This window comes from Micrococcus sp. KRD096, assembly GCF_017168495.1.
Taxonomy (GTDB): Bacteria; Actinomycetota; Actinomycetes; order Actinomycetales; family Micrococcaceae; genus Micrococcus; species Micrococcus luteus.
Genome location: NZ_JABFAY010000002.1, coordinates 154572 through 177040, shown reverse-complemented (window position 1 = coordinate 177040; position 22469 = coordinate 154572). Strand labels below are relative to the sequence as shown.

The following is a 22469-nucleotide window of genomic DNA, read 5'->3' as shown; positions in this document are numbered from 1 at the left end:
AGCTCGTACGATGGCGGCATGTCCGCCACCGCGCCCGAGCCCACCGCTTCCTCGTCCACGCCCCTGCCCGGCCCCGAGCACGCCGACCGGGTCCTGGCCCTCCTCGCGGCCGGTGCCGCCGGGGACGCGCTGGGCGGCGTCGTCGAGTTCACCCCCGCGTCGGGGATCGCGGCGGTGCACGGCCCCGCCGGCGTCACCGACGCCGCGGACCTGCTCGCCCAGGAGGGCGCCCACGCCCTGCCGATCACGGACGACACGCAGCTGACGCTGTACGTGCTCGACGGCCTGCTCGAGTGGATCGAGTGGCAGAACGACGGCGTCCCGGCCGATCCCGCCGCGTGCGTGTGGCTCGCGTGCCTGCGCTGGTTCGCCACGCAGGACGGCGCGCTGCCCGAGAGCGCTCCCCCGGCCCCGCCCCGCTGGATCGACGCGCACGCGGAGCTGAAGGTGCGCCGCGCGCCGGGCACCGCGTGCCTGACCGGGCTCGCCGAACCGGGGATGGGCCTGCCGGGCGACCCGCACAACCCGGGTTCGAAGGGCTGCGGGACGGTCATGCGCTCGGCCCCGTACGGGATGGTGCCGGGGCTCGAGGACCCGCACGTCGTGTCCCTCGCCCGCCAGGGGGCCGTCCTCACGCACGGCCACCCCACCGCGTGGGTCGCGGCGGCCGCGTACGCCCTCGTCATCGCGGCCCTGCTGCGCGGCCTGGACCTGGCCGCCGCGGTCGCGCACGCCCGCGCGTGGCTCGACGGACTGGGCGAGGAGGCCGCGGAGACCCGCGCCGCCGTGACCGCGGCGGTCGACCTGGCCGGCACCGTCGACGCCGACCCCGGCGCCCCCGGCGCCCTCCCCACCGCGCTCGGCGAGGGCTGGGTCGCGGAGGAGGCCCTGGCGATCGCGCTCTATGCCGCGCTCACCGCGCAGGCGGCACACCCGGCCGATCCGGCGGCGGCGCTCGCCCTGGCGCTGCGGATCGGCGTGAACCACGACGGCGACTCCGACTCCACGGCCTCGCTGGCCGGGCAGGTGCTCGGCGCGGCGCACGGCACCGCCGTGTTCGGTGCGCACAACCCCGCGGACCGCGCCGCGGCCGAGGCCTCCGTCCCGGGGTGGATCGCCGAGCGCGAGGTCGTCCTGGAGGCCGCCCGGCGCTGGAGCGCCGCGACCACCTGAGTGGTTCAGCGCGCGGCGTCCGGCCAGTTCCCGTCGAGCATCTGCAGGAACTCCCCCTCGGAGACCAGGGCGATGGCCTGCCCACGGTCCCGCCGGCGCAGGGCGTCCCGCGTCTTGCGGTGCGCCAGCGCCGTGGTCACGGCCTGCGGTGCCCCGTCCTCGGCGCGCGGGCGGTGCAGGTCCGCGGCCTCGAAGCCGTCCCCCACGACGAGCATCGTGGTGGCCGCGCCCACCCGGTTCGCGGTCTGCGCACCGTGCGCGGCCGCGCGCGTCTTGGCACGCTGACGCGACATGCCGATGCCGCCCGTGAACACCACGGTCTGGCCGAACAGGGGGTGGCCCGGGTCGGCGGCCGGGTTCGGGAGCGGATTGACGCCCTCGTCCGGCCAGCGCATGAAGTCGGGCATGGCGCGTTCGTCCCGCAGCGGGACCCGCGCGTCGAAGACGCCCTCGGTGCGCCGGGCCTGGCGGGTGGCCTTCGACTCGGCGCCCGCACCCGCCGCCCGCGGGGCGAGGACGCTGACGCCCAGCCCCTGGGCCCGCATCAGGCGGTCGACGCCGCGGCCGGCCGGCGCGTCGGTCAGCCCGGGCAGAATCTCCGCGTCGGCCGGCGGCGCTCCCAGCACGCGCCGGCCGATGTCCACGAAGATGGCCGCGCAGGCCTCGGCGTCGGCCAGTGCGTCGTGGTGGCGCCCCGGGGTGAACCCGGCCTCGCGCGCCGCGGAGGGCAGGGCGTACGAGGGCAGGTCGTAGACGCGGCGCGCCAGCACCAGGGTGCACACGAACTCCAGGCCCGGCACGTCCCGGCCGGAGACCTCGAGGCCGGACTCGATGACGCCGACGTCGAAGCCCGCGTTGTGCGCCGCGAGCACGTCCGTCCCCACGAAGTCCGCGAGCTCGTCGTACACGTGCGCGAACCGCGGGGCGTCCAGGACGCGGTCCTCGGTGATGCCGTGGATGCGCACGTTGCGGGGATCGAACCGGTCGAAGCCGACGGGCGGACGGATCAGCCACTCGGCACGGTCCACCATGACCCCGTCCCGCACCCGGACGGCGCCCACGGCGCACGGGGAGCCGCGGAAGCCGTTGGCGGTCTCGAAGTCGATCGCGGTGAAGTCCAGCCCCGGCACGGGGGCGCGCCCGCCGCTCACGGGCGCGCGTCGAGCGCGTCCACCAGGTAGGGCAGCAGGGCGCGGAAGGCGTGCCCCCGGTGGCTGATCGCGTTCTTGTCCTCGGGGCTCAGCTGCGCGGTGGACACGTCCCGGCCCTCGGGGCGCAGGATCGGGTCGTAGCCGAAGCCGCCGTCCCCCACGGGCTCGCGCAGCAGCGTGCCGGGCAGGCGGCCGTGCTCGACGTGCTCGACGTGGATGGCCCGGGCGCCCGCGGCGTCCGGGCCGCTGGGGACCGCGAGCGCGGCGGCGCACACGAACTGGGCACCCCGATGCTCGTCCGGCACGTCGGCCAGCTGGGCCAGCAGCAGCTCGAGGTTGGCACGGTCGTCCCCGTGGCGCCCGGCCCAGCGGGCCGAGAAGATCCCGGGGGCGCCGTGCAGCACGTCCACGGCCAGACCCGAGTCGTCCGCGACGGCGATCAGCCCCGTGTGCGCGGCCACGGCGCGGGCCTTCTTCAGCGCGTTCTGGGCGAACGTGACGCCGTCCTCGACGACGTCCGGGGCGCCCACGGCGCCCGCGTCCACCACCGCGGCCTCCACGTCGAGGCCGGGCACGGCGCCGGCGAGCAGCTGCCGCAGCTCGCGCACCTTGCCCGCGTTGTGCGTGGCGAGCACGATGCGGGCGCCCTCCGGCAGGCCCGCCGACGAGGAGGCGGGCGCGCTCACGCCCGGTCCTCCGTGGCGGCGGCCAGGGTCTCGGCCTGGACGCGGGCCAGCTCACCCGTGCCGATCAGGGCCAGGTCCAGCAGGGTGTCCAGCTCGGCGCGGGTGAACGGCGCGCCCTCGGCGGTGCCCTGCACCTCCACGAACTCCCCGGCCCCGGTGACGACCACGTTCATGTCCGTCTCCGCCTTCACGTCCTCCACGTACGGCAGGTCGAGGACGGGCACCCCGTCCACGATGCCCACGGACACCGCGGCGACGGAGTCCTTGAGGACGGCGGCGCCCTTGGCGAGGATCCCCTCGCGCCGCGCCCAGGCCACCGCCTCGGCGAGGGCGACGTAGGCGCCCGTGATGGCGGCGGTGCGGGTGCCGCCGTCGGCGTCGAGGACGTCGCAGTCCAGGACGATGGTGTTCTCCCCCAGGGCGGACAGGTCGATGACGGCGCGCAGGGACCGGCCGATCAGGCGGGAGATCTCGTGGGTGCGCCCGCCGATCCGGCCCTTGACGGACTCGCGCTGGCTGCGCTCGTTGGTGGCCCGCGGGAGCATCGCGTACTCGGCGGTGACCCAGCCGGTCCCCTCGCCCTTGAGCCAGCGCGGCACGCCCTCGGTGAAGGAGGCGGTGCACAGCACGCGGGTGTTCCCGAACTCGATCAGGGCCGAGCCCTCCGCCTGCCGGGACCAGCCCCGGGTGATGGTGATGGGGCGCAGCTCGTCGACGGCGCGGCCGTCCGGGCGGGGGGCGGTGGTGGCGGGAGAGCTCATGGCCTCCAGTCTAGGCACGCCCTCAGACGCCGTAGCTCAGCCCCGAGACGGCGACGGCCAGCGGGCCGTCGTACACCGCGCGGGCCTCCTGGACGGCGCGCTGCGGATCGTTCCACACCGGCAGGTGTGTGAGCAGCAGCTTCCGGGCCCCGGCCTGCGCCGCCGTCTCGCCGGCCCGTCGGCCGGTCAGGTGGACGCCGTCGATGCCGTCGTCCCGGCCCTCGTGGAAGGCGGCCTCGCACAGGAACACGTCCGCGTCCCGCGCGGCCTCGACGAGCCCCTCACATGCGTCGGTGTCCCCGGAGTAGGTGAGCACGCGGGTGGTGACGTCGCCGTCGTCGTCGACGCGGTCCACCTCGACCCGGATCGCGTAGGCCTCGTCGATGGGATGGCGCACGGGGACCGGGGTGAACCGGAACGGACCGAGCCGCTCGGTGCGGCCGGCGGCCCAGCACCGGAACTCGAAGTCCTGGTGCATCCCCGGCTCGGGGTCCATCCCGTACGCCTCGGCGATGCGGTCGGCGGTGCCGGCGGGTCCGTAGACGGGCAGCCGGCCGCGGTCCCAGCCGGCCGGGTTCCAGCGGATGGCCACGTGCATCCCGCACAGGTCCATGAAGTGGTCCGGGTGCAGGTGGGAGAGCAGGATGCCGTCCAGGTCCTCGAGCTCGACGTAGCGCTGCAGCACGCCGAGGGCGCCGTTGCCGAGGTCGAGCAGGATCCGCCACGTGCGCGGGGTGACGCCGTCCGCGGCCACACCCTCCGCGGTGAGGAGGTAGCACGAGGCGGGCGAGCCCGGGCCGGGGAAGGACCCGGACGCCCCGATGATGGTCAGCTTCACGTCACACCCTCCTGCTCGGCGCCCAGCCGCACGAAGGCCGCCGAGCGCGTCGGGACCGGCGCGGCCGCGGGGCGGGGCGCGCCGATCGTCTCCAGGCGTCGCACGGACTCGACCTCGGGTCCGAGGAAGCGGCGCGCGAGGGCCTGGAAGTGGTCGGGGTCGCCGGTGGCGGCGAAGCGGTGGCGGGTGGCCTGGCCGGAGCCCGCGGCCGAGTGGGGGTGCTCGAGGCCGAGGCGGACCAGTTCCCGGTAGAGGTCCTTGGCGGTCTCCTCCGCGGAGGAGACGAGCGTGACGTCCTCCCCCATCACGAGCGAGAGGGCGCCGGTCAGCAGCGGGTAGTGGGTGCATCCCAGCACGAGGGTGTCCACGCCCGCCGCACGCAGCGGGGCCGTGTACTCCCGGGCGGTCTCCAGCAGTTCGGGGCCGGTGGTGATGCCGGCCTCCACGAACTCCACGAACCGCGGGCACGCGACCGAGGTGATCTCGAGGTGCGGGGCGGCCGAGAACGAGTCCTCGTAGGCGCGGGACCCGACGGTCGCCTCGGTGCCGATCACGCCGATCCGGCCCGTGCGGGTGGCGGCCACGGCGCGGCGCACGGCGGGCTGGATCACCTCGATCACGGGGATGCCGTGGCCTCCCGTGTAGCGCTCGCGGGCGTCGCGCAGCACGGCGGCCGACGCGGAGTTGCACGCGATCACGAGCGCCTTGACGCCGCGCGCGACGAGCTCGTCCATGATCGCCAGGGCGAGGGCCCGCACCTCGGCGATGGGCCGCGGGCCGTACGGCGAGTGCTCCGTGTCGCCCACGTAGAGGATGGACTCGTGGGGCAACTGGTCCATGATCGCCCGGGCCACGGTCAGCCCGCCCACGCCCGAGTCGAACACGCCGATCGGCGCCGCGGCGTCCACGGCGGCGCGCTGGCCGGTCACTGCTCGTCCTCCGCGTCCCCGGCGCCCGGCGCGGACTCGTCCGAGCCCTCGGGCAGCTCGCTGAGCATCTCCGTCATGAGCGTCTCCAGCAGCCACGAGGTGAAGTTGTAGAGCAGGGCCATGGTGGACTCGACGTCCTCCGCGCTGCGCCAGTCGTCCACGGCGTGCACGCGGGCGGCGTCCTCCTCGGTCTCGACGCCCAGGCGGGCGGCCAGGACGAGGCGCACGTCGTTGAGCGCGCGGCCGAAGGCCGGCGCCTGGTCGTGCGGGACCTCCACGCGCGTCGAGCGCAGCAGCTCGAGTGCCAGGCGCGCGTCCGCGAGCTTCCCCTCCGACAGGGCGTCCTCGGTCAGGGCCCGGTGGGCGCCCTGTTCGGCGGCGCCGGCCTGGGGCATCGCATCCGGCAGGAGGCGTGCGACGGCCGGGTCGGCGGGGGCCGAGCGCTGCGGCTCCGGGTCCTGGCCCAGGTGCAGCCCGGAGACCAGCCCCCAGAACGCGGCGTCGGACGCGTCCAGCCCGGCCACGGGGCCCGCGTCCTCCGCGGCGGACACGGACGGCGGCGCCGCCGGGGGATCTTCGGGCGTGGCGACGCCGTCCTCGGCGGCCGGGGCCCCGGCGGGGTCCGCCTCGGCGGGGCGCACGTCCGCGCGTCGGCCCTCGAGCAGGGCGACGACGTCCCTGACCAGCCCGCGCAGCAGGCGCACCTCCGGCAGCTCCAGCTGCGCCGTGTACCCCCGCCGCGTCCAGCGGAACCGTTCTGCCATGCCCCTCCTCAGTCCTCCGCCTGCTCCAGCGTGGCCCACAGCCCGTAGCCGTGCATCGCGCCCACGTGCAGCTCGGCCTTCTCCTTGGTGCCCGTCGCCACCACGGACCGGCCCCGCTCGTGGACCTCGAGCATGAGCCGCTGCGCCTTGGCCGCGGAGTAGCCGAAGTGCGTGCGGAACACGTAGGCGACGTAGCTCATCAGGTTCACCGGGTCGTTCCACACCACCACGTTCCACGGCCGGTCCCGGGCTGTGTCCTCGTGAGGCCGCTCCAGCAGGGCGGTGTCGGTGGCGCCGGCGGGGACGGACTCAGCCGGCGCCGGACGCACGGCGCGCGGCGCGGACGGATCGTGGCGGGTCAGCACGGACATGCGCCCCAGTGTACGAGGCGGGCGGGCCAGGACCGGCCCCGCGCCGGTCCACTAGGGTGGGCGCGTGAGCCAGAACCCCGTGCCCAGCGCCCCGCGGACCGCCGACGACTGGCAGATCCCCACGGCGCTGATGACCGACCACTACGAGCTGACCATGCTCCAGGCCGCGCTGAAGGCCGGCACCGCGCACCGCCGCTCCCGCTTCGAGCTGTTCACCCGACGCCTGCCCAGCGGCCGCCGCTACGGCGTGGTGGCCGGCGTGGGCCGCGCGCTGGAGGGCCTGTCCCGCTTCCGGTTCGACACGCCCGAGCTCGACTTCCTCGCGGACACCACCGCCCTCGACGACGCCACGCTGGCCTGGCTCGCCGACTACGAGTTCACGGGCGACATCGTGGGCTACGCCGAGGGCGAGGCCTACTTCCCGCACTCCCCCCTCCTGCAGGTGGAGTCGACGTTCGCCGAGGCGTGCATCCTGGAGACCTACCTGCTCTCCATCTACAACTACGACTCCGCCGTGGCCTCCGCCGCCTCCCGCATGACGGCCGTCGCGGACGGCCGCCCGTGCGCCGAGATGGGCTCGCGCCGCACGCACGAGGAGTCCGCCGTGGCCGCCGCCCGCGCCGCGGCCATCGCGGGCTTCACCGCGACCTCGAACCTCGAGGCGGGCCGCCGGTACGGCATCCCGACCGTCGGCACCGCCGCCCACTCCTTCACCCTGCTGCACGACTCGGAGCGCGCCGCCTTCGAGGCCCAGGTCGCCGCGCTCGGAGCGGACACCACCCTCCTCGTGGACACGTATGACGTGGAGCAGGGCGTGCGCACCGCGGTCGAGGTGGCCGGCCCGGCCCTGCGGAACGTCCGGGTCGACTCCGGCGACCTTGTGATCCAGGCCCACCGCGTGCGCGAGCTGCTCGACGAGCTGGGCAACACCGAGACCGGGATCATGGTCACCTCGGACCTGGACGAGTACGCGATCGCCGCCCTGCGCTCCGCCCCCGTCAGCTCGTACGGCGTGGGCACGCGCCTGGTCACCGGGTCCGGCGCGCCCACCGCCTCCATGGTCTACAAGCTCGTGGCCCGCCAGGACGACGACGGCACGTGGGTGGACGTGGCCAAGGCCAGTTCCGGCAAGGCCAGCCGGGGCGGCCGCAAGGAGGCCGCGCGCCGCCGCGACCCGCGGGGCCGGGCCACCGCCGAGGTGATCGGCGTCAACCGCAGCGCCGCGCCCGACGCCGACGACCGTCCCCTGCTGCACCGTTTCGTGCACACCGGCGAGCTGGCCGAGGGCTGGACCGGCCCCGAGGCCGTCACCCGCGCCGCCGAGCGGCACGCCGCCTCCCTGCGCGAGCTGCCCGCCTCGGTGGGCCGCCTGCAGCCGGGCGACCCCGCCATCCCGACCATCTTCCTGGAGGACTGACCCATGGAGAACCTGAACCGCGCCCTGGTGATCGTGGACGTGCAGAACGACTTCTGCGAGGGCGGCGCCCTCGGCGTGACCGGCGGCGCCGCCGTCGCGGCCGGGGTCAGCGAGCACCTGGCCGAGCACGCGGACGCCTACGCGGCCGTGGCCGCCACGCGCGACTGGCACGTCGACCCGGGCACGCACTTCGCCGCGGCCACCGGCGCCGAGCCGGATTTCCGCACCACCTGGCCGGTGCACTGTGTGGCCGGCACCGCCGGCGCCGAGCTGCATCCCGACCTGGACGCCGAGCACCTCGACGCCGAGTTCCTCAAGGGCCTGCACACGGACGCCTACTCCGGCTTCGACGGCGCCCTCGGCGAGCCCGACGCCGTCCCGACCGGGGCCGCGGGCGAGCGCCCCTCCGGGACCGTCGGCCCGTACGGGGCCACCGCCGTGGCCGCGGCCGCCGTCGAGTCCGGCGCCCCCGGCCTCGACGAGTGGCTCCGCGAGCAGGGCGTGGACGCGATCACCGTGGTGGGCATCGCCACGGACCACTGCGTGCGCGCCACCGTGCTCGACGCCCTCGACGCCGGCTACGAGGTCACCGTGCTGACCGACCTGGTGGCCGGCGTCGACGAGGCGGCCGCCCAGGCCGCGCTCCACGAGATGGAGGCCGCCGGGGCCGTCCTGGCGACCTCGTGAGCGGGTGCGGCCCCGGCGGGCGTGCCGGAGCCGGTGCCCGACGCAGACGAGGAGAGCAGCCATGACCGACTCCCCCATCGCCGCAGACCGGGACGGCATCCGCTACCTCTCCGGAGCGATCCCGGCCGCCGACGACGTCCGCGCCCTCTACGACGCCGTGGGCTGGTCCGCCTCCACGGCGGACATGGACACGCTCATGGGCGGGCTGCAGGGTTCGGCCACCGTGGTGACCGCCTTCGACGGCGGCCGTCTGGTCGGCCTGGCCCGCGTGGTCTCCGACGGACACACCATCGCCTACCTGCAGGACATCCTCGTGCATCCGGTGCACCAGCGCCGCGGCATCGCCTCCGAGCTGCTGCGCCACGTCTTCGCCGGTACGGCCATGTCCGTCAGCACGTGCTGCTCACGGACACCGAGGAGCGCCAGCGCGCCTTCTACGAGACCCATGGCTTCCGCGAGTCCCGTGACGTGGAGGGCGACGAGCTGCGCGCCTTCGTGCGCGTCCAGTCCCGGGACGGCTGAACCCGGCGCTCGGGTCGGCACGGCCCGCCGGCGCCCGCCGCGCCCGACGGACCTCAGGCCCGGCCGACGAACCACCCGCGCAGGGTGCTCAGCCGCTTCTCCAGCTGCTCGCGGGAGGCCTGGGCCACGGCGGGGCCGCCGGAGATCTCCCGCAGGCGGTTGTGGATCACCCCGTGCGGCTGGCCGGAACGGGCGGCCCAGGCGGACACCGTCTTGGACAGCTCGGAGCGCAGCTCCTTCATGCGCCGGTGGTCCACGACGTCGGCGGGCTCGGCCGCCTGCGCGCGCGGCCGGCGCTGGATCTGCTCGGCCTGCCGCTGCCGCAGCAGGGCGGAGACCTGCTCGGCGTCCAGCAGGCCCGGGATGCCGAGGAAGTCCTGCTCCTCCTCCGAGCCGACCGCGCCGCCGAGGCCGAACTCGCCGCCGTCGAAGAGCACCTTGTCGAAGCTGGCCCGGGACTCGAGGGCCTCGAACTTCTCCCGCGTCAGCGCGTCCGAGCCGCTCTCGGCCCGGTTGGCCTCCGCGATCAGGTCCTCCTCGGGGGCGTCCTCGAGGTCCTCGACGTCGACGGCGCCCTCCTTGCGGTCCAGCGCGTGGTCCCGCTCGAGCTCCATCTCGTTGGCCAGCAGCATGAGCGCGGGCACGGACGGCAGGAACACCGAGGCGGTCTCCCCACGCCGCCGGGAGCGCACGAAGCGGCCCACGGCCTGGGCGAAGAACAGGGGCGTGGACGTGGACGTGGCGTACACGCCCACGCACAGGCGGGGCACGTCCACGCCCTCGGACACCATGCGCACCGCCACCATCCACCGCTCGTCCGACGCGGCGAACTCCTCGATGCGATCCGAGGCGCCCTTGTCGTCCGAGAGGATCACGGCCGGCCGCTGGCCGGTCAGCGCCTCGAGCTGCGCGGCGTACGCGCGCGCGTCCTGGTGGTCCGAGGCGATCACCAGGCCGCCGGCGTCGGGCACGTTGCGGCGCACCTCGCTGAGCCGCCGGTCGGCCGCGCGCAGCACGGACGGGATCCACTCGCCCGCCGGGTCGAGCGCGGTGCGCCAGGCGGAGGCGGTGATGTCCTTCGTGGCGGCCTCGCCGAGCTGAGCCTCCATGACCTCGCCGGTGGAGGTCTTCCAGCGCATCTGCCCGGAGTAGGCCATGAAGATCACGGGGCGCACCACGTGGTCCCGCAGCGCCGGGCCGTAGCCGTACGTGTAGTCCGCCTTCGACCGCTCGATGCCGTCCGCACCGAGTTCGTAGCGGACGAAGGGGATGGAGGCGGTGTCCGAGCGGAACGGGGTGCCGGTCAGGGACAGACGCCGCGTGGCCGGCTCGAACGCCTCGCGGATGCCCTCGCCCCAGCTCAGGGCGTCGCCGCCGTGGTGGATCTCGTCCAGGATCACCAGCGTCTTGGCGGCCTCGGTGCGGTTGCGGTGCAGGACGGGCTTGTTCGCCACCTGGGCGTACGTCAGCGCCACCCCGCGGTACTCGGCGCCGTGCCGCCCGTCGGCGTTCTTGAAGTTCGGGTCGATCGCGATGCCCACGCGCGCGGCGTTGTCCGCCCACTGGCGCTTGAGGTGGTCCGTGGGCGCGACGACGGTCAGCCGCTGCACGACGCCGGAGTCCATCAGGATCTTGGCCACGCGCAGCGCGAACGTCGTCTTGCCCGCGCCGGGGGTCGCGACCGTCAGGAAGTCCTGCGGGGAGGTCTGGAGGTAGCGCTCCAGCGCCTCCTGCTGCCACTGGCGCAGCTTGGGGGCCGTCCCCCACGCCGCGCGCTCGGGCATGGCGGGGGGAAGGTCCTCGCCGATGTGGAACAGGTCGTGCTGGACGCTGCCGTCCGGGGTGCCGCTCGTCAGGGAGCGGCCGTCAGCCACGGCCGCGGCCTCCGAACCAGCCACCGCGCTTGCCGCCGCCGTCGCCGTCGCCGCCGTCCTGCGGCTCGCGCAGGCCCTCGTAGATCTCCTTGCACGTGGGGCACACGGGGAACTTGTTCGGGTCCCGGCCCGGCACCCACACCTTGCCGCACAGGGCGATCACGGGGGCACCGGTGACGGCGGACTCCGTGATCTTCTCCTTGCGGACGTAGTGGGCGAAGCGCTCGTGGTCGCCCGGCTCGATCTCCTGGCGCAGCTCCTCACGCTCGAGGACGGACGTGCCGCCGCCGGCGGGCGCGAAGGGGTCGTTCAGGTCGGGTTCGCCGGTCACACTCATGCGGGCCAGTCTAGCCGCGCCCCTCAGAAGGCGGCCACGGCCTGGTAGGTCTCGGCCTGCGCGCGGTCGTACCAGCGCGCCCCCAGGCGCACACCCAGCCACAGCGCGACGGCGCCCCACGCGAGCCCGAGCGCCACCGTCACCCAGCCCCACACGGCGGCCCCGGTGGCGAGCCGGACGATGAAGGGCACCAGGAACGGCACCGCGAGCGCCAGGCTGACCAGCATCGCGGCGCCCTGGACGAGCATCGTGCGCATGGCCGCGCCCTGCGGCGTCGCGAACGGGCTGTCCCCCGGCTTCGGAACCGGGTAGACGAAGCGGGCGGAGACGAACGCGGACAGCCCGGCGGTCGTCCCGAACAGGCCGAGGGCCAGGCCCAGCATCGGCGCCAACAGGGACCAGTCCCCCGCCGCCGCCACCGTCGCCGTCGTCACGAGCAGGATCATCGGCACCCCCCAGCCCGCCAGGCCCAGGACCCGGCCCCAGCGGTCGTCCACGCCCCGCACGCCCGAGACGACGTGCAGGTGGAACGCCGTGTGGTCGTAGGCGATGTCCGCGGAGATCGAGTAGGCCAGGGACCAGGCGGTGATCGGCCCGAGGATCAGCAGCAGGCCCAGTCCGGGACCCCCCTCCGCGGCCATGCCCCCGGTGAACCACAGCAGGACGGCCATGAGCGGGATGATGATGAGCCCGGCCGCGTACCGCGGGTCGGCCAGCCAGTAGCGCTGGGCGCGGGCCGCGATCGCGGTGCGCGGGCCCGTGGCCGGTCGGCCCAGCCAGCGCAGCGGCGTCGGGTCCGCTCCCGCGGCGACGCGGCGGGACCGACCGCCGCCCACGGCCACCGGCTCCACGGTGCGGCGCACGGCCAGGTGCCACAGGGCCAGGGCGGCCAGGCACCAGGCGGCCGCCACCGCGAGGTGGAGCGCGACGGCGGCGCCGCGGCCCTCGGCGGCCGCCCACGCCGCGGCGGGGCCCGCCCCGAACGGGGTCCACGCCGCGCCGCGGGCGATCTGGGGCGCGATCGCCAGGAAGTCCTCGAACGACGCGACGGCCCGCGAGAGGGCGAGGCCGCCGAGCATGAGCGGGATGAACAGCAGGATGGAGACGACGTCCCGCACCCGACGCCGGCTCGCGTAGGCGGCCAGGAGGCCGGCGAGGCCGGAGCCGATCGCCACGGCGGTCACCGCGGTCAGCGCGCCCCCGGCCAGGCCTGCCGCCAGCGCGGCCGGCCGGTCCCACCAGCTGGCCCCCAGGCCCACCAGCACGGCCAGCGTGGCGAGCCCGACCGGCGTCGTGAAGGCGCTCAGGACCAGCCCGGCGATGAGGGTGCGGGCCGGGACGGGGAAGAGCACGAAGCTGTGCGGGTCGAGGGTGGCGTCCACGCCCGTGACGAACGGCGGGATGACGAGCCAGGCGAGCACCACGACGGCGGCGGCCAGCACGGTCGTGGCGCCGCGGGCCTCGTCCGGCAGGGCGGGCAGGCCCGTGACGAGCAGCGTCACCGCCACGGCGGCCATGCCGAGCACGTACAGCGCGCCGAGCACGCTCATCACCAGGGTGAACGGGGACCGCCGCCACTGGTTCAGGGTCAGCGTCCAGCGCAGTCGGACGAGCGTCAGAGCCATGCCAGCCCCTCCGAGCCGTGGCGGCCGCCGACGAGGTCCACGAAGCGGTCCTCGAGGTCGTGCCCGTCCCGGACCTCCTCGAGCGTGCCGGCGGCCCGCAGCGTCCCGGCCGCGATCACGGCGACGTGGGTGCACATGCGCTGGACGAGGTCCATCACGTGGCTCGAGACGATCACGGTGCCGCCCCGCTCCACGTACGAGTGCAGGATGTCCCGGATGTTCGCGGCGGAGACCGGGTCCACGGCCTCGAACGGCTCGTCCAGGACGAGCAGGTCCGGGGCGTGGACCATGGCGGCCGCCAGGGACACCTTCTTGGTCATGCCGGCGGAGTAGTCGGCCACGAGCTTGCGGCCGGCGTCCTCCAGGTCCATCACCCGCAGCAGGTCCGCGGTCCGCTCGGCCACGGTGTCCGCGTCGAGCCCGTGCAGCAGCCCGGCGTAGGTCACGAGCTGCGCGCCCGTGAGGCGGTCGAAGGTACGCACGCCGTCGGCGAGCACGCCGACCCGTCGCTTGGCCTCGAGGGGCTGCTCCCACACGTCGACGCCGTGGATCCAGGCGCGGCCGCGGTCCGGGCGCAGCAGTCCGGTGGCCATCGACAGGGCCGTGGTCTTGCCCGCCCCGTTGGGCCCAACCACCCCGAAGAACGATCCGGCCGGGACGTCCAGGTCCAGCGCGTCCAGCGCCAGCTTGTCCCCGAACCGCTGGGTCAGCCCGCGCGTGACGAGGGCGAGGTCCGGATCGGGGGCGTCGGCCGCACGCCGACGGGCGGCGGCCGCCAGGTGGGCGGGGGCAGGCTCGGGCGCATGCGGAGTCATGCCTGGGACGTTACCCACCGTCAGGCGGACACGGCGTCCTCCTCAGGGATGAACTGTGGGTCCCTCAGAACAGCGCTGCGGCCAGCCGACGCCGCGAGGCCTGCACACGGGGATCGTCCGTGCCCACCACGGTGTAGAGGTCCACGAGGTGGGCGCGCGCCGTCTCCCGGTCGTCGCCGGGGTGGAGGGCGATGAACCGCACGAGTCGGGCGAAGGCGTCCTCCACGTGGCCACCGAGCACGTCCAGGTCGGCGACGGCGAGCTGGGCGGCGACGTCGTCCGGGCCGTCCGCGGCGGCCGCGCGCACCGCCGCAGCGTCGGCGTCACGGGTGCGCAGCATGAGGCGGGCCGCGGACAGGCCCTGCTGGGCCACGGCGTCCGCGGGGCTGTCGGCCAGCGCCGCCTCCCACGCCGAGACGGCCCCGGGCAGGTCGTCGGCGGCGAGGGCCTCATGGGCGGCCCGGTGCAGCGGCGGCACGGGCGGGGCCTCCGCAGCCGCGGCGTCGGCGTCCTGGCGCGCCGGAGCGACGGGGGGCACGGTGCCGGCGACGCCGTTCTGACGGGCCACCTCGAGGATCTCCCCCATGAGCTGGCGCAGCGTCTCCTCCGGCACCTCCTGATTGACCAGCGGCACCGGCTGCCCCGCCACCACGGCCATGACCGCGGGGCCGGCCCCCAGGCCCAGCGCCTGCAGCACGGCGGGCTCCTTCGCCACGTCCAGACGCGCGAGCACGAGCCGTCCCGCCTGGGCGTCGACCGCGTCCGCGAACTGCCGGTAGAGCGCCTCGCTCGCCGCGTCCCCGGGCACGTGCAGGTGCAGCAGCACCGGCACCTGGGCGGAGAGCTGGACCAGCTGCTGCAGCAGACCCTGGTCGGCGTCCGCGATCACCCACGAGCCGCCGCCGGCGCCGGCGTCGGCCCCCGGCGCGGTCCGCCCGGCCGGGGCCGGGGTGCCGAGCGAGGACAGGTCGACGGCGCCGCGCAGGTGGGACGGGGCGTCGGAGGGGGGCTGGGCGGTCACGTCGGTCACGATCCTTCCGGTCCGGGTCCGCCCCGTCGCCGGCGCGAGGGGCGTTGTCACTGCGCCCCACGGTAGCCTCCCCGGCGCGGCGCGGTCAGGCCGGGGCCCTGACGTACGCTGAGCGCGTGGAGGAGAAGGAGACCGCATCCGGCCCGGACGCCGCCGGCGTCGCCGACGTCCGCGCCCCGGCCGAGCCCGAGGGCACCGAGCAGCCGCCCGTGGCCGGCATCCCCGTGGAGCCGGTCGGGGTGGCCGCCGCGCCGCCGTCGCACGGGCCGACGCCCGCCGGGCGTCGTCGACTGCCCCGCCTGGGCTCCGTCCTGCGGCGGCGCCGACCCTTCCTCGAGGAGGACCGGGTGGACCCCGAGTCGGTCCCCGTCGACGGCGCCGAGGATCCGGCGGTCGCGGCCGTGGCTGTCGAGTCCCCCGTGCTGACCGGCTTCCTGCTCGCAGTCGGCGTGGCCCTGGCCATCGGCGTCGTCTCGGTGCTGCGCACGAACGGACAGCTCATCGTGTGGATCGCCGCGGCCCTGTTCATCGCCCTGGGCCTGGATCCGCTGGTGCGCCGGGTCGAGTCCTGGGGCGCGCCCCGCTGGGTCGGCGTGCTCACGGCCGCGCTCGGCCTGGCCGCCGTGGCCGGGGCGTTCGTCGCCCTCCTGGTCCCCACGGTGATCGAGCAGTCCACGCAGCTGGTCCAGGACCTGCCGGCCATCATCGACGGGGTGATGACCGCCGAGTGGTTCGTGCAGCTCGACGAGGAGTTCCACCTCCAGGAGGCCGTTCGCGCCCAGACCGAGCGCCTCGCCGCCGACGGCGTCGCCGTCACCGACCTGTTCGGCGGGCTCCTCGGCTTCGGCCAGACCGTGCTGAACGCCGTCTTCTCGGTGCTCGTGGTGGTCGTGCTGACGCTGTACTTCCTCTCCTCCCTGCCGCACATGAAGTACTGGGCCTACCGGCTCGCACCGCGCTCGCGCCGGCCCCGGATCGAGGCGCTGTCCGAGCAGATCACCTCCTCGGTCGGCCACTACGTGATGGGCCAGTCCTTCGTGGCCGCCCTCAACGGCGCGGTGGCGTTCACGGCGCTGGCCATCGCCGGCGCCCCCTTCGCCGTCCTGCTCGCCGCGATCGCCGCCTTCATGGCGTTCATCCCGCTGGTGGGCGCCGCGATCGGCGGCACGCTGCTGACCCTCGTGAGCCTGCTGACCTCGTGGCAGACCGCCGCCGTGTTCGCGGCCATCTACTTCGTCTACCTGCAGATCGAGGCCTACGTCATCTCGCCGCGCGTCATGGCGCGCGCGGTGTCCGTGCCGGCGGCCGTGGCCGTGATCGCGGTGATCGCCGGAGGCGCGCTGCTGGGCGTCCTCGGCGCCCTCATGGCGATCCCGCTCGCCGCCGCGCTGCTGCTGCTGGTCCGCGAGGTCTTCATCCCCCGTCAGGACGCCCGGTAGGCCCACGACGGCGGCGCGGCCCGGACCGTCGCGGTCAGCGGCTCGGGCGGGTGCGCCAGCACACCGGGTGCCAGTGCCGCCGGTCCGCTCCCGCGTCCTCGTCCCCCATGATCCAGTCGGCGCGCCAGGCCACGAGGTGCGCCTGGCCCTGCCGGATCACCCGGCCGCAGCCGGGGCACATGTAGTCCTTCACCGCGCGCCACGCGGGGATCTGCCGGACGTGCCAGCCGCCGTCGGACCCGGACTGGCGCGAGTAGCCCGCGTCCAGGCCGAGGAGCTCCTCGAGCGGGTCGGACCGCCCCGGCGACGGCCGGGACCGCCGGGAGACGCCGGAGGCCCCGCGCTCGCTCCGCCGAGGCGCGGACGAGCGGCGGGGGCGGTTCGAACGGGGCATGTCCCCATGCTGACACACGAGCGGGTGGGCACGGTCCGCCTAGGATGGACCGGTGCGACTCGTCATTGCCCGCTGCTCCGTGACCTATGAGGGCCGCCTGAACGCCCATCTGCCCACCGCCACCCGCCTGCTCATGGTGAAGGCGGACGGCTCGGTGCTGGTGCACTCCGACGGCGGCTCCTACAAGCCCCTCAACTGGATGTCGCCGCCCGCGACCCTGCACGTGGAGGAGCCATCCCCCGACCAGGCCGACCAGGGAGTGACGCAGGTCTGGCGCGTGCAGGCCAAGAAGTCCGACGACCGGCTCATCGTGCTCATCGAGGAGGTCGTGGCGGACGACTCCCACGAGCTCGGCGTGGACCCCGGCCTCGTCAAGGACGGCGTGGAGGCGGATCTGCAGCGTCTGCTGGCCGAGCAGATCAGCCTGCTCGGCGACGGCCACACCCTCGTGCGCCGCGAGTACATGACGGCGATCGGCCCCGTCGACATCCTGGCGCGCGACGCCGACGGCGGCACCGTGGCGGTCGAGCTCAAGCGCCGCGGGGACATCGACGGGGTCGAGCAGCTCACCCGCTACCTCGAGCTGATGAACCGGGACCCGCTCCTGGCGCCCGTGCGCGGCGTGTTCGCGGCCCAGCAGATCAAGCCCCAGGCCCGCACCCTCGCCGAGGACCGCGGCATCCGCTGCGTCACCCTCGACTACGACGCGATGCGCGGCGTGGACGACGCCGAGTCCCGCCTGTTCTGAGGCGCCGGGCGGGCTCAGCGACGCCAGAAGGACGACGCCGCGGACGGCCCCGCCTCGCTCCAGGCGCGCAGGGCGCCGGCGTCGTCGGGGTCGACGACGACGCGCACCGGACGTGCGCCGGCGCTCAGCTCCAGGACGGCCCGGCCGGCCTCGTCCGCCGGGAGGCGGTCGATCTGCAGGCGGCTCCGGTCCGCGCTCCAGCGCTCTCGCGAGAGGCGCCAGCCCCCGGTGAGGCGCAGGCGGGACTCGTCGTACACGCCGATCACACGCTCACGCCCCGGGCCCTCCCGCTCCAGGACCGCAGGGAAGGCGGCCGTGACACGGGCGAGGGCCCGGCGCCGCATCACCAGGGCGAGTGCCGACAGCACGATGACTGCCACCACGGTCGCCGAGGCGATGAGCACCGGGCCCTCCACCGTCAGGTCCTGCCGCGCCGCGTCAGGCCGCCGCGGCGTCGCCCAGCCGGGCGGACGTCGCGGCGATCACGACACGGTCGTGGTCCACGGAGAAGAAGCCGCCGCGGGCCTGCGCGGTGACGGTGCCGCCGTCCGTGGTCCGCACCACGACCTCGCCGTCGCCGAGGACGGCGAGCATCGGGGTGTGGCCCGGGAGGATGCCGATCTCACCGTTGACGGTGCGCGCCGACACGGCCGACGCGGCGCCCGACCAGATGGACCTCTCCTCGGAGACGATCTCGACGTTGAGCTCAGCCATGATCGATCAGCCCTCGGCCTGGATCTTGGCCCACTCGCGCTCGACGTCGTCCAGGCCGCCCACGTTGTAGAAGGCCTGCTCCGCGACGTGGTCCAGGTCGCCGTCGGCGATGGCCTTGAAGCCCTCGACGGTGTCCTTGACCGGCACGGTGGAGCCCTCGACGCCGGTGAACTGCTTGGCGGTGTAGGTGTTCTGCGAGAGGAACTGCTCGATCTTGCGGGCGCGGCCCACGGTGATCTTGTCCTCCTCGGAGAGCTCGTCCACGCCGAGGATCGCGATGATGTCCTGCAGCTCCTTGTTCTTCTGCAGGATCTGCTTCACGCGGATGGCCACGTCGTAGTGGTCCTGGCCCACGTACTGCGGGTCGAGGATGCGCGAGGTCGAGGCCAGCGGGTCCACGGCCGGGTACAGGCCACGGGACGCGAGGTCACGGGTCAGGTTGGTGGTCGCGTCCAGGTGCGCGAACACGTTGGCCGGGGCCGGGTCGGTGTAGTCGTCCGCGGGGACGTACACGGCCTGCATCGAGGTGATGGAGTGGCCGCGGGTCGAGGTGATGCGCTCCTGGAGCACACCCATCTCGTCCGCCAGGTTCGGCTGGTAGCCCACGGCGGAGGGCATGCGGCCCAGCAGCGTGGAGACCTCGGAACCGGCCTGCGAGAAGCGGAAGATGTTGTCGATGAACAGCAGCACGTCCTGGTTCTGCACATCGCGGAAGTACTCCGCCATGGTCAGCGCGGACAGGGCCACACGCAGACGCGTGCCCGGCGGCTCGTCCATCTGGCCGAACACGAGGGCGGTGTCCTTCAGGACGTCCGCCTCGTCCATCTCGACCCAGAGGTCGTTGCCCTCACGGGTGCGCTCGCCGACGCCGGCGAACACGGAGGTGCCGCCGAAGTTGCGGGCCACACGGGTGATCATCTCCTGGATGAGCACGGTCTTGCCCACGCCGGCGCCGCCGAACAGGCCGATCTTGCCGCCCTTGATGTAGGGGGTCAGCAGGTCGATGACCTTGATGCCGGTCTCCAGCATCTCGGTGGAGCCCTCGAGGGACGCGAAGTTCGGGGCCGGGCGGTGGATCGGCCAGCGGTCCTCGGCCTGCAGCTGCGAGGCGGGCATGTCCAGGGTCTCGCCGAGCACGTTGAAGATGTGGCCCTTCACGGCGTCGCCGACCGGCACCGAGATGGGGGCACCGGTGTCCACGACGTCGGTGCCGCGCACCAGGCCGTCGGTGGACTGCAGGGAGATGGCGCGGACCATGTTGTCGCCGAGGTGCTGGGCGACCTCGAAGGTGACCGTGCGGCGCTGGCCGTTGAGGTCGATCTCGGTGGTCAGCGCGTTGTAGATCTCCGGCATCGCGTTGGCCGGGAACTCGGCGTCGATCACGGGGCCGATGACGCGGGACACGCGTCCGGTGGCACCGCCGGTGGGGGTCCCGGTGCCCTGGTCAGTGATGGTGGCAGTCATCTCTCTCACTTCTATCGTGTGTGGATGGCGAGTCTGGTGAGTCCCGAACGGGCTCAGGAGTTGTTGAGCGCGTCCGCGCCCGCGATGAGCTCGGTGAGCTCCTGGGTGATCTCGGCCTGACGGGCGTTGTTCATCAGGAGGGTGTAGTCCTTGATGAGGCTCGTGGCGTTGTCGCCCGCCGACTTCATGGCGCGCTGACGGTTGGCGAGCTCCGAGGCCGCCGACTGCAGCATCGCGTTGAAGATGCGCGACTCGATGTACTTGGGCAGCAGCGCGTCGAGGACCTCCTCCGCGTCCGGCTCGTACTCGTAGAGCGGCAGCACGTGCTCGGCGGTGGCGGCCTCCTCCTCGACGACCTCGAGGGGCAGCAGGCGCACCACGTGGGGGTTCTGCTTCACGAGCGAGACGAACTCGGTGAACACGACGTGGATCTCGTCCACGCCGCCGTCCGCCGTGTCCGTGAGGAACGCATCCACGAGCACCTCGCCGATCTCGGCGGCGCGCTCGGCGACGGGGGCGTCCGTCTGACCGGTCCACAGCTTCTTGTAGCCGCGGCCGCGGAAGTCGAAGTACGTCTGCGCCTTGCGGCCGACGACGTACACGTCCACGTCCTTGCCCTCCTCGCCGAGGCGGGTGAGGAGCTGCTCGGCCTTGCGCAGCACGTTCGCGGAGTACGCGCCGGCGAGGCCGCGGTCCGAGGACATGATGAGCACGGCCGCCCGGGTCGGGTTCTCGGGCTCCGTGGTGAGGACATGATCGATGTCGTGCTGGCTCGACACGGCCGAGACGGCGCGGGTGATCGCGTTCGCGTAGGGCAGCGACGCGCTGACGCGCTCACGTGCCTTGGTGATGCGAGACGTGGCGATCAGCTCCATCGCCTTGAAGATCTTCTTCATCGACGACGTCGACGCGATCTTCTGACGGTAGACCCGGATCTGGGCTCCCATGGTGGTCCTTTCCCTGGCGGGAGGGCGGCCCGGCGTCGTCCCCGTGGGGTCCGACGCCGGACCGCTCCCTCACCGACCGGCGGTCAGCGCTTCTGCTTGGTGATCTGCTCCTGCGCGACCTGGTCCTGCTCGATCGCGCGGTGCTCCTCGTGGCCGGCCTGCACGCCGCCGTCCTCGGAGGACTGGAAGCCCTTGGAGAACTCGGCGACGGCCGACTCGAGCGCGGACACGGTGCCGTCCTCGAGCTTGCCGGTGGAGGCGATGTCGGTCAGGACGGAGGTGTGGCGACGCAGGTGGTCGATGAACTCGCGCTCGAAGCGCAGCACGTCCTGCACCGGCACCTCGTCGAGGTGGCCCTTGGAGCCGGCCCAGATGGACACGACCTGCTCCTCGACCGGGTAGGGCGAGTACTGCGGCTGCTTGAGCAGCTCCATGAGGCGCTCACCGCGGGCGAGCTGGCGGCGGGTGGCCGGGTCCAGGTCGGAGGCGAACATGGAGAACGCCTGCTGGTCGCGGTACTGCGCCAGGTCCAGCTTCAGCGTGCCGGAGACCTTCTTCATGGCCTTGACCTGGGCGGCGCCGCCCACGCGGGACACCGAGATGCCCACGTCCACGGCGGGACGCTGGTTGGCGTTGAACAGGTCCGACTGCAGTAAGATCTGGCCGTCGGTGATGGAGATGACGTTGGTCGGGATGTAGGCCGACACGTCGTTCGCCTTGGTCTCGATGATCGGCAGGCCGGTCATCGAGCCCGCGCCCATCTCGTCCGAGAGCTTGGCGCAGCGCTCGAGGAGCCGGGAGTGCAGGTAGAAGACGTCACCCGGGTAGGCCTCGCGGCCCGGCGGGCGGCGCAGCAGCAGGGAGACGGCGCGGTAGGCCTCGGCCTGCTTCGACAGGTCGTCGAAGATGATCAGCACGTGCTTGCCGCCGTACATCCAGTGCTGGCCGATGGCCGAGCCGGCGTAGGGGGCGAGGTACTTGAAGCCGGCCGGGTCGGACGCCGGGGAGGCCACGATGGTGGTGTACTCCAGAGCGCCGTGCTCCTCCAGCGTGGCGCGGACGCCGGCGATGGTGGAGGCCTTCTGGCCCACGGCCACGTAGACGCAGCGGACCTGCTTCTCGACGTCGCCCGACTCCCAGTTGGCCTTCTGGTTGAGGATCGTGTCGACGGCGATCGCGGTCTTGCCGGTCTGGCGGTCACCGATGATCAGCTGACGCTGGCCACGGCCGATCGGGATCATGGCGTCGATGGCCTTCATGCCGGTCTGCAGCGGCTCGTGGACCGACTTGCGCTCGGTCACGGTCGGCGCCTGCAGCTCGAGGGCACGGCGGCCCTCGGCCTCGATCGGGCCCAGGTCGTCGATGGGCTGGCCCAGCGGGTCCACCACACGGCCCAGGAAGGCGTCGCCCACCGGGACGGAGAGGATCTCGCCGGTGCGCTGCACCTCCATGCCCTCGCGGATCTCCTGGAACTCGCCGAGGACGACGACACCGATCTCGCGGGTGTCGAGGTTCTGGGCCAGGCCCTGGATGCCGTTCTCGAAGCGCAGCAGCTCGTTCGCCATGACGGAGGGCAGACCCTCCACACGAGCGATGCCGTCCGCCGCGGAGATGACACGGCCGACCTCGGTGCGATCGGTGCCCGACGGTTCGTACGATGCCGCGAAATCGTTCAAGGCATTGCGGACATCGTCAGCGTTGATGGTCAATTCGGCCATCTGCAGTCCCTGCTCTCTGTGCTTGGTGATCATCGACGTGACGATGATGCTTACGTTCGTGGGTG

The 22469-nt window shown here is 74.0% G+C and carries 23 protein-coding genes and 1 pseudogene; 6 read left to right on the top strand and 18 right to left on the bottom strand.

Annotated elements, in window-relative coordinates; genetic code table 11:
• Positions 1-18: 18 nt before the first annotated feature.
• Positions 19-1173 (top strand): ADP-ribosylglycohydrolase family protein, encoded by a 1155-nt coding sequence (locus J1M41_RS01085; RefSeq protein WP_206450969.1) that lies wholly within the window; start codon positions 19-21, stop codon positions 1171-1173.
• 5 nt (positions 1174-1178) lie between these two features.
• Here the strand turns inward: J1M41_RS01085 and J1M41_RS01080 are convergent, their stop codons facing one another.
• Genes J1M41_RS01080 through clpS form a run of 7 tightly spaced genes read right to left on the bottom strand, consistent with a single transcriptional unit; the run spans position 1179 to position 6673 of the window.
• Positions 1179-2324, bottom strand: coding sequence for an exonuclease domain-containing protein (locus J1M41_RS01080; RefSeq protein WP_206450968.1), 1146 nt, complete (start codon positions 2322-2324; stop codon positions 1179-1181).
• Positions 2321-3010 carry a non-canonical purine NTP pyrophosphatase gene (locus J1M41_RS01075; RefSeq protein ID WP_044659188.1) on the bottom strand — a complete coding sequence of 230 codons (690 nt, stop codon included), beginning with the start codon at positions 3008-3010 and terminating at the stop codon, positions 2321-2323. The genes J1M41_RS01080 and J1M41_RS01075 overlap by 4 nt, the downstream gene beginning before the upstream one ends.
• On the bottom strand, positions 3007-3771 hold the full coding sequence (rph, locus tag J1M41_RS01070; RefSeq protein ID WP_206450967.1) for a ribonuclease PH: 765 nt from the start codon (positions 3769-3771) through the stop codon (positions 3007-3009). The genes J1M41_RS01075 and rph overlap by 4 nt, the downstream gene beginning before the upstream one ends.
• Before the next feature lie 22 nt (positions 3772-3793).
• Positions 3794-4609 (bottom strand): MBL fold metallo-hydrolase, encoded by an 816-nt coding sequence (locus J1M41_RS01065; RefSeq protein ID WP_206450966.1) that lies wholly within the window; start codon positions 4607-4609, stop codon positions 3794-3796.
• Positions 4606-5538, bottom strand: coding sequence for a glutamate racemase (murI, locus tag J1M41_RS01060; protein WP_036382151.1), 933 nt, complete (start codon positions 5536-5538; stop codon positions 4606-4608). The genes J1M41_RS01065 and murI overlap by 4 nt, the downstream gene beginning before the upstream one ends.
• On the bottom strand, positions 5535-6302 hold the full coding sequence (locus J1M41_RS01055) for a DUF2017 family protein (RefSeq protein ID WP_206450965.1): 768 nt from the start codon (positions 6300-6302) through the stop codon (positions 5535-5537). Before J1M41_RS01055 ends, murI begins: the two co-directional genes overlap by 4 nt.
• An 8-nt stretch (positions 6303-6310) precedes the next feature.
• Positions 6311-6673 carry an ATP-dependent Clp protease adapter ClpS gene (gene clpS / locus J1M41_RS01050; protein ID WP_095347689.1) on the bottom strand — a complete coding sequence of 121 codons (363 nt, stop codon included), beginning with the start codon at positions 6671-6673 and terminating at the stop codon, positions 6311-6313.
• A 64-nt stretch (positions 6674-6737) separates the two neighbouring features.
• Between clpS and J1M41_RS01045 the strand changes: the two genes are divergently transcribed.
• From J1M41_RS01045 to J1M41_RS01035, 3 genes and pseudogenes are all read left to right on the top strand, one after another.
• Entirely contained in the window at positions 6738-8090 is a 1353-nt protein-coding gene (locus J1M41_RS01045) for a nicotinate phosphoribosyltransferase (RefSeq protein WP_036341309.1), read from the top strand.
• A 3-nt stretch (positions 8091-8093) separates the two neighbouring features.
• Positions 8094-8777, top strand: a complete 684-nt coding sequence (locus J1M41_RS01040) for an isochorismatase family protein (protein ID WP_010079002.1) — start codon at positions 8094-8096, stop codon at positions 8775-8777.
• 61 nt (positions 8778-8838) lie between these two features.
• Positions 8839-9299, top strand: a pseudogene (locus tag J1M41_RS01035) (GNAT family N-acetyltransferase).
• 53 nt (positions 9300-9352) lie between these two features.
• Here J1M41_RS01035 and J1M41_RS01030 read toward each other — a convergent pair.
• The 5 genes from J1M41_RS01030 to J1M41_RS01010 all read right to left on the bottom strand — a co-directional run bounded on the left by J1M41_RS01030 (position 9353) and on the right by J1M41_RS01010 (position 14971).
• Positions 9353-11173, bottom strand: coding sequence for a DEAD/DEAH box helicase (locus J1M41_RS01030; protein ID WP_206450964.1), 1821 nt, complete (start codon positions 11171-11173; stop codon positions 9353-9355).
• Positions 11166-11510, bottom strand: coding sequence for a DUF3039 domain-containing protein (locus J1M41_RS01025; protein ID WP_010079007.1), 345 nt, complete (start codon positions 11508-11510; stop codon positions 11166-11168). The genes J1M41_RS01030 and J1M41_RS01025 overlap by 8 nt, the downstream gene beginning before the upstream one ends.
• A 23-nt stretch (positions 11511-11533) precedes the next feature.
• Positions 11534-13135 (bottom strand): Tat (twin-arginine translocation) pathway signal sequence, encoded by a 1602-nt coding sequence (locus J1M41_RS01020; protein WP_206450963.1) that lies wholly within the window; start codon positions 13133-13135, stop codon positions 11534-11536.
• Positions 13126-13950, bottom strand: coding sequence for an ABC transporter ATP-binding protein (locus J1M41_RS01015; RefSeq protein WP_192593138.1), 825 nt, complete (start codon positions 13948-13950; stop codon positions 13126-13128). Before J1M41_RS01015 ends, J1M41_RS01020 begins: the two co-directional genes overlap by 10 nt.
• Positions 13951-14014: 64 nt before the next feature.
• Positions 14015-14971 (bottom strand): co-chaperone YbbN, encoded by a 957-nt coding sequence (locus tag J1M41_RS01010; RefSeq protein WP_225348405.1) that lies wholly within the window; start codon positions 14969-14971, stop codon positions 14015-14017.
• Positions 14972-15096: 125 nt separating this feature from the next.
• Between J1M41_RS01010 and J1M41_RS01005 the strand changes: the two genes are divergently transcribed.
• A complete protein-coding gene (locus J1M41_RS01005; protein ID WP_192593136.1) occupies positions 15097-16419 on the top strand; it encodes an AI-2E family transporter in 1323 nt (440 codons plus the stop codon).
• Between the two features lie 34 nt (positions 16420-16453).
• Here J1M41_RS01005 and J1M41_RS01000 read toward each other — a convergent pair whose 3' ends face one another.
• Positions 16454-16813 carry a hypothetical protein gene (locus tag J1M41_RS01000; protein ID WP_206450962.1) on the bottom strand — a complete coding sequence of 120 codons (360 nt, stop codon included), beginning with the start codon at positions 16811-16813 and terminating at the stop codon, positions 16454-16456.
• Positions 16814-16865: 52 nt separating this feature from the next.
• Here J1M41_RS01000 and nucS point away from each other — a divergent pair, with 52 nt between their 5' ends.
• The gene (gene nucS / locus J1M41_RS00995) at positions 16866-17561 is read left to right on the top strand and encodes an endonuclease NucS (RefSeq protein ID WP_036341329.1); all 696 of its coding nucleotides are present in this window, start codon (positions 16866-16868) and stop codon (positions 17559-17561) included.
• 14 nt (positions 17562-17575) lie between these two features.
• On the opposite strand, the gene J1M41_RS00990 is transcribed toward nucS, so the two are convergent.
• The 5 genes from J1M41_RS00990 to atpA all read right to left on the bottom strand — a co-directional run bounded on the left by J1M41_RS00990 (position 17576) and on the right by atpA (position 22404).
• Entirely contained in the window at positions 17576-17965 is a 390-nt protein-coding gene (locus J1M41_RS00990; RefSeq protein WP_223247525.1) for a DUF2550 family protein, read from the bottom strand.
• A 34-nt stretch (positions 17966-17999) separates the two neighbouring features.
• Positions 18000-18275 (bottom strand): F0F1 ATP synthase subunit epsilon, encoded by a 276-nt coding sequence (locus tag J1M41_RS00985; RefSeq protein ID WP_036313044.1) that lies wholly within the window; start codon positions 18273-18275, stop codon positions 18000-18002.
• A gap of 6 nt (positions 18276-18281) precedes the next feature.
• Positions 18282-19739 carry a F0F1 ATP synthase subunit beta gene (gene atpD, locus J1M41_RS00980; RefSeq protein ID WP_044659202.1) on the bottom strand — a complete coding sequence of 486 codons (1458 nt, stop codon included), beginning with the start codon at positions 19737-19739 and terminating at the stop codon, positions 18282-18284.
• A gap of 53 nt (positions 19740-19792) precedes the next feature.
• A complete protein-coding gene (locus J1M41_RS00975) occupies positions 19793-20686 on the bottom strand; it encodes a F0F1 ATP synthase subunit gamma (protein ID WP_206450961.1) in 894 nt (297 codons plus the stop codon).
• An 83-nt stretch (positions 20687-20769) separates the two neighbouring features.
• Positions 20770-22404, bottom strand: a complete 1635-nt coding sequence (gene atpA, locus J1M41_RS00970; protein ID WP_206451021.1) for a F0F1 ATP synthase subunit alpha — start codon at positions 22402-22404, stop codon at positions 20770-20772.
• Positions 22405-22469 lie beyond the last annotated feature (65 nt).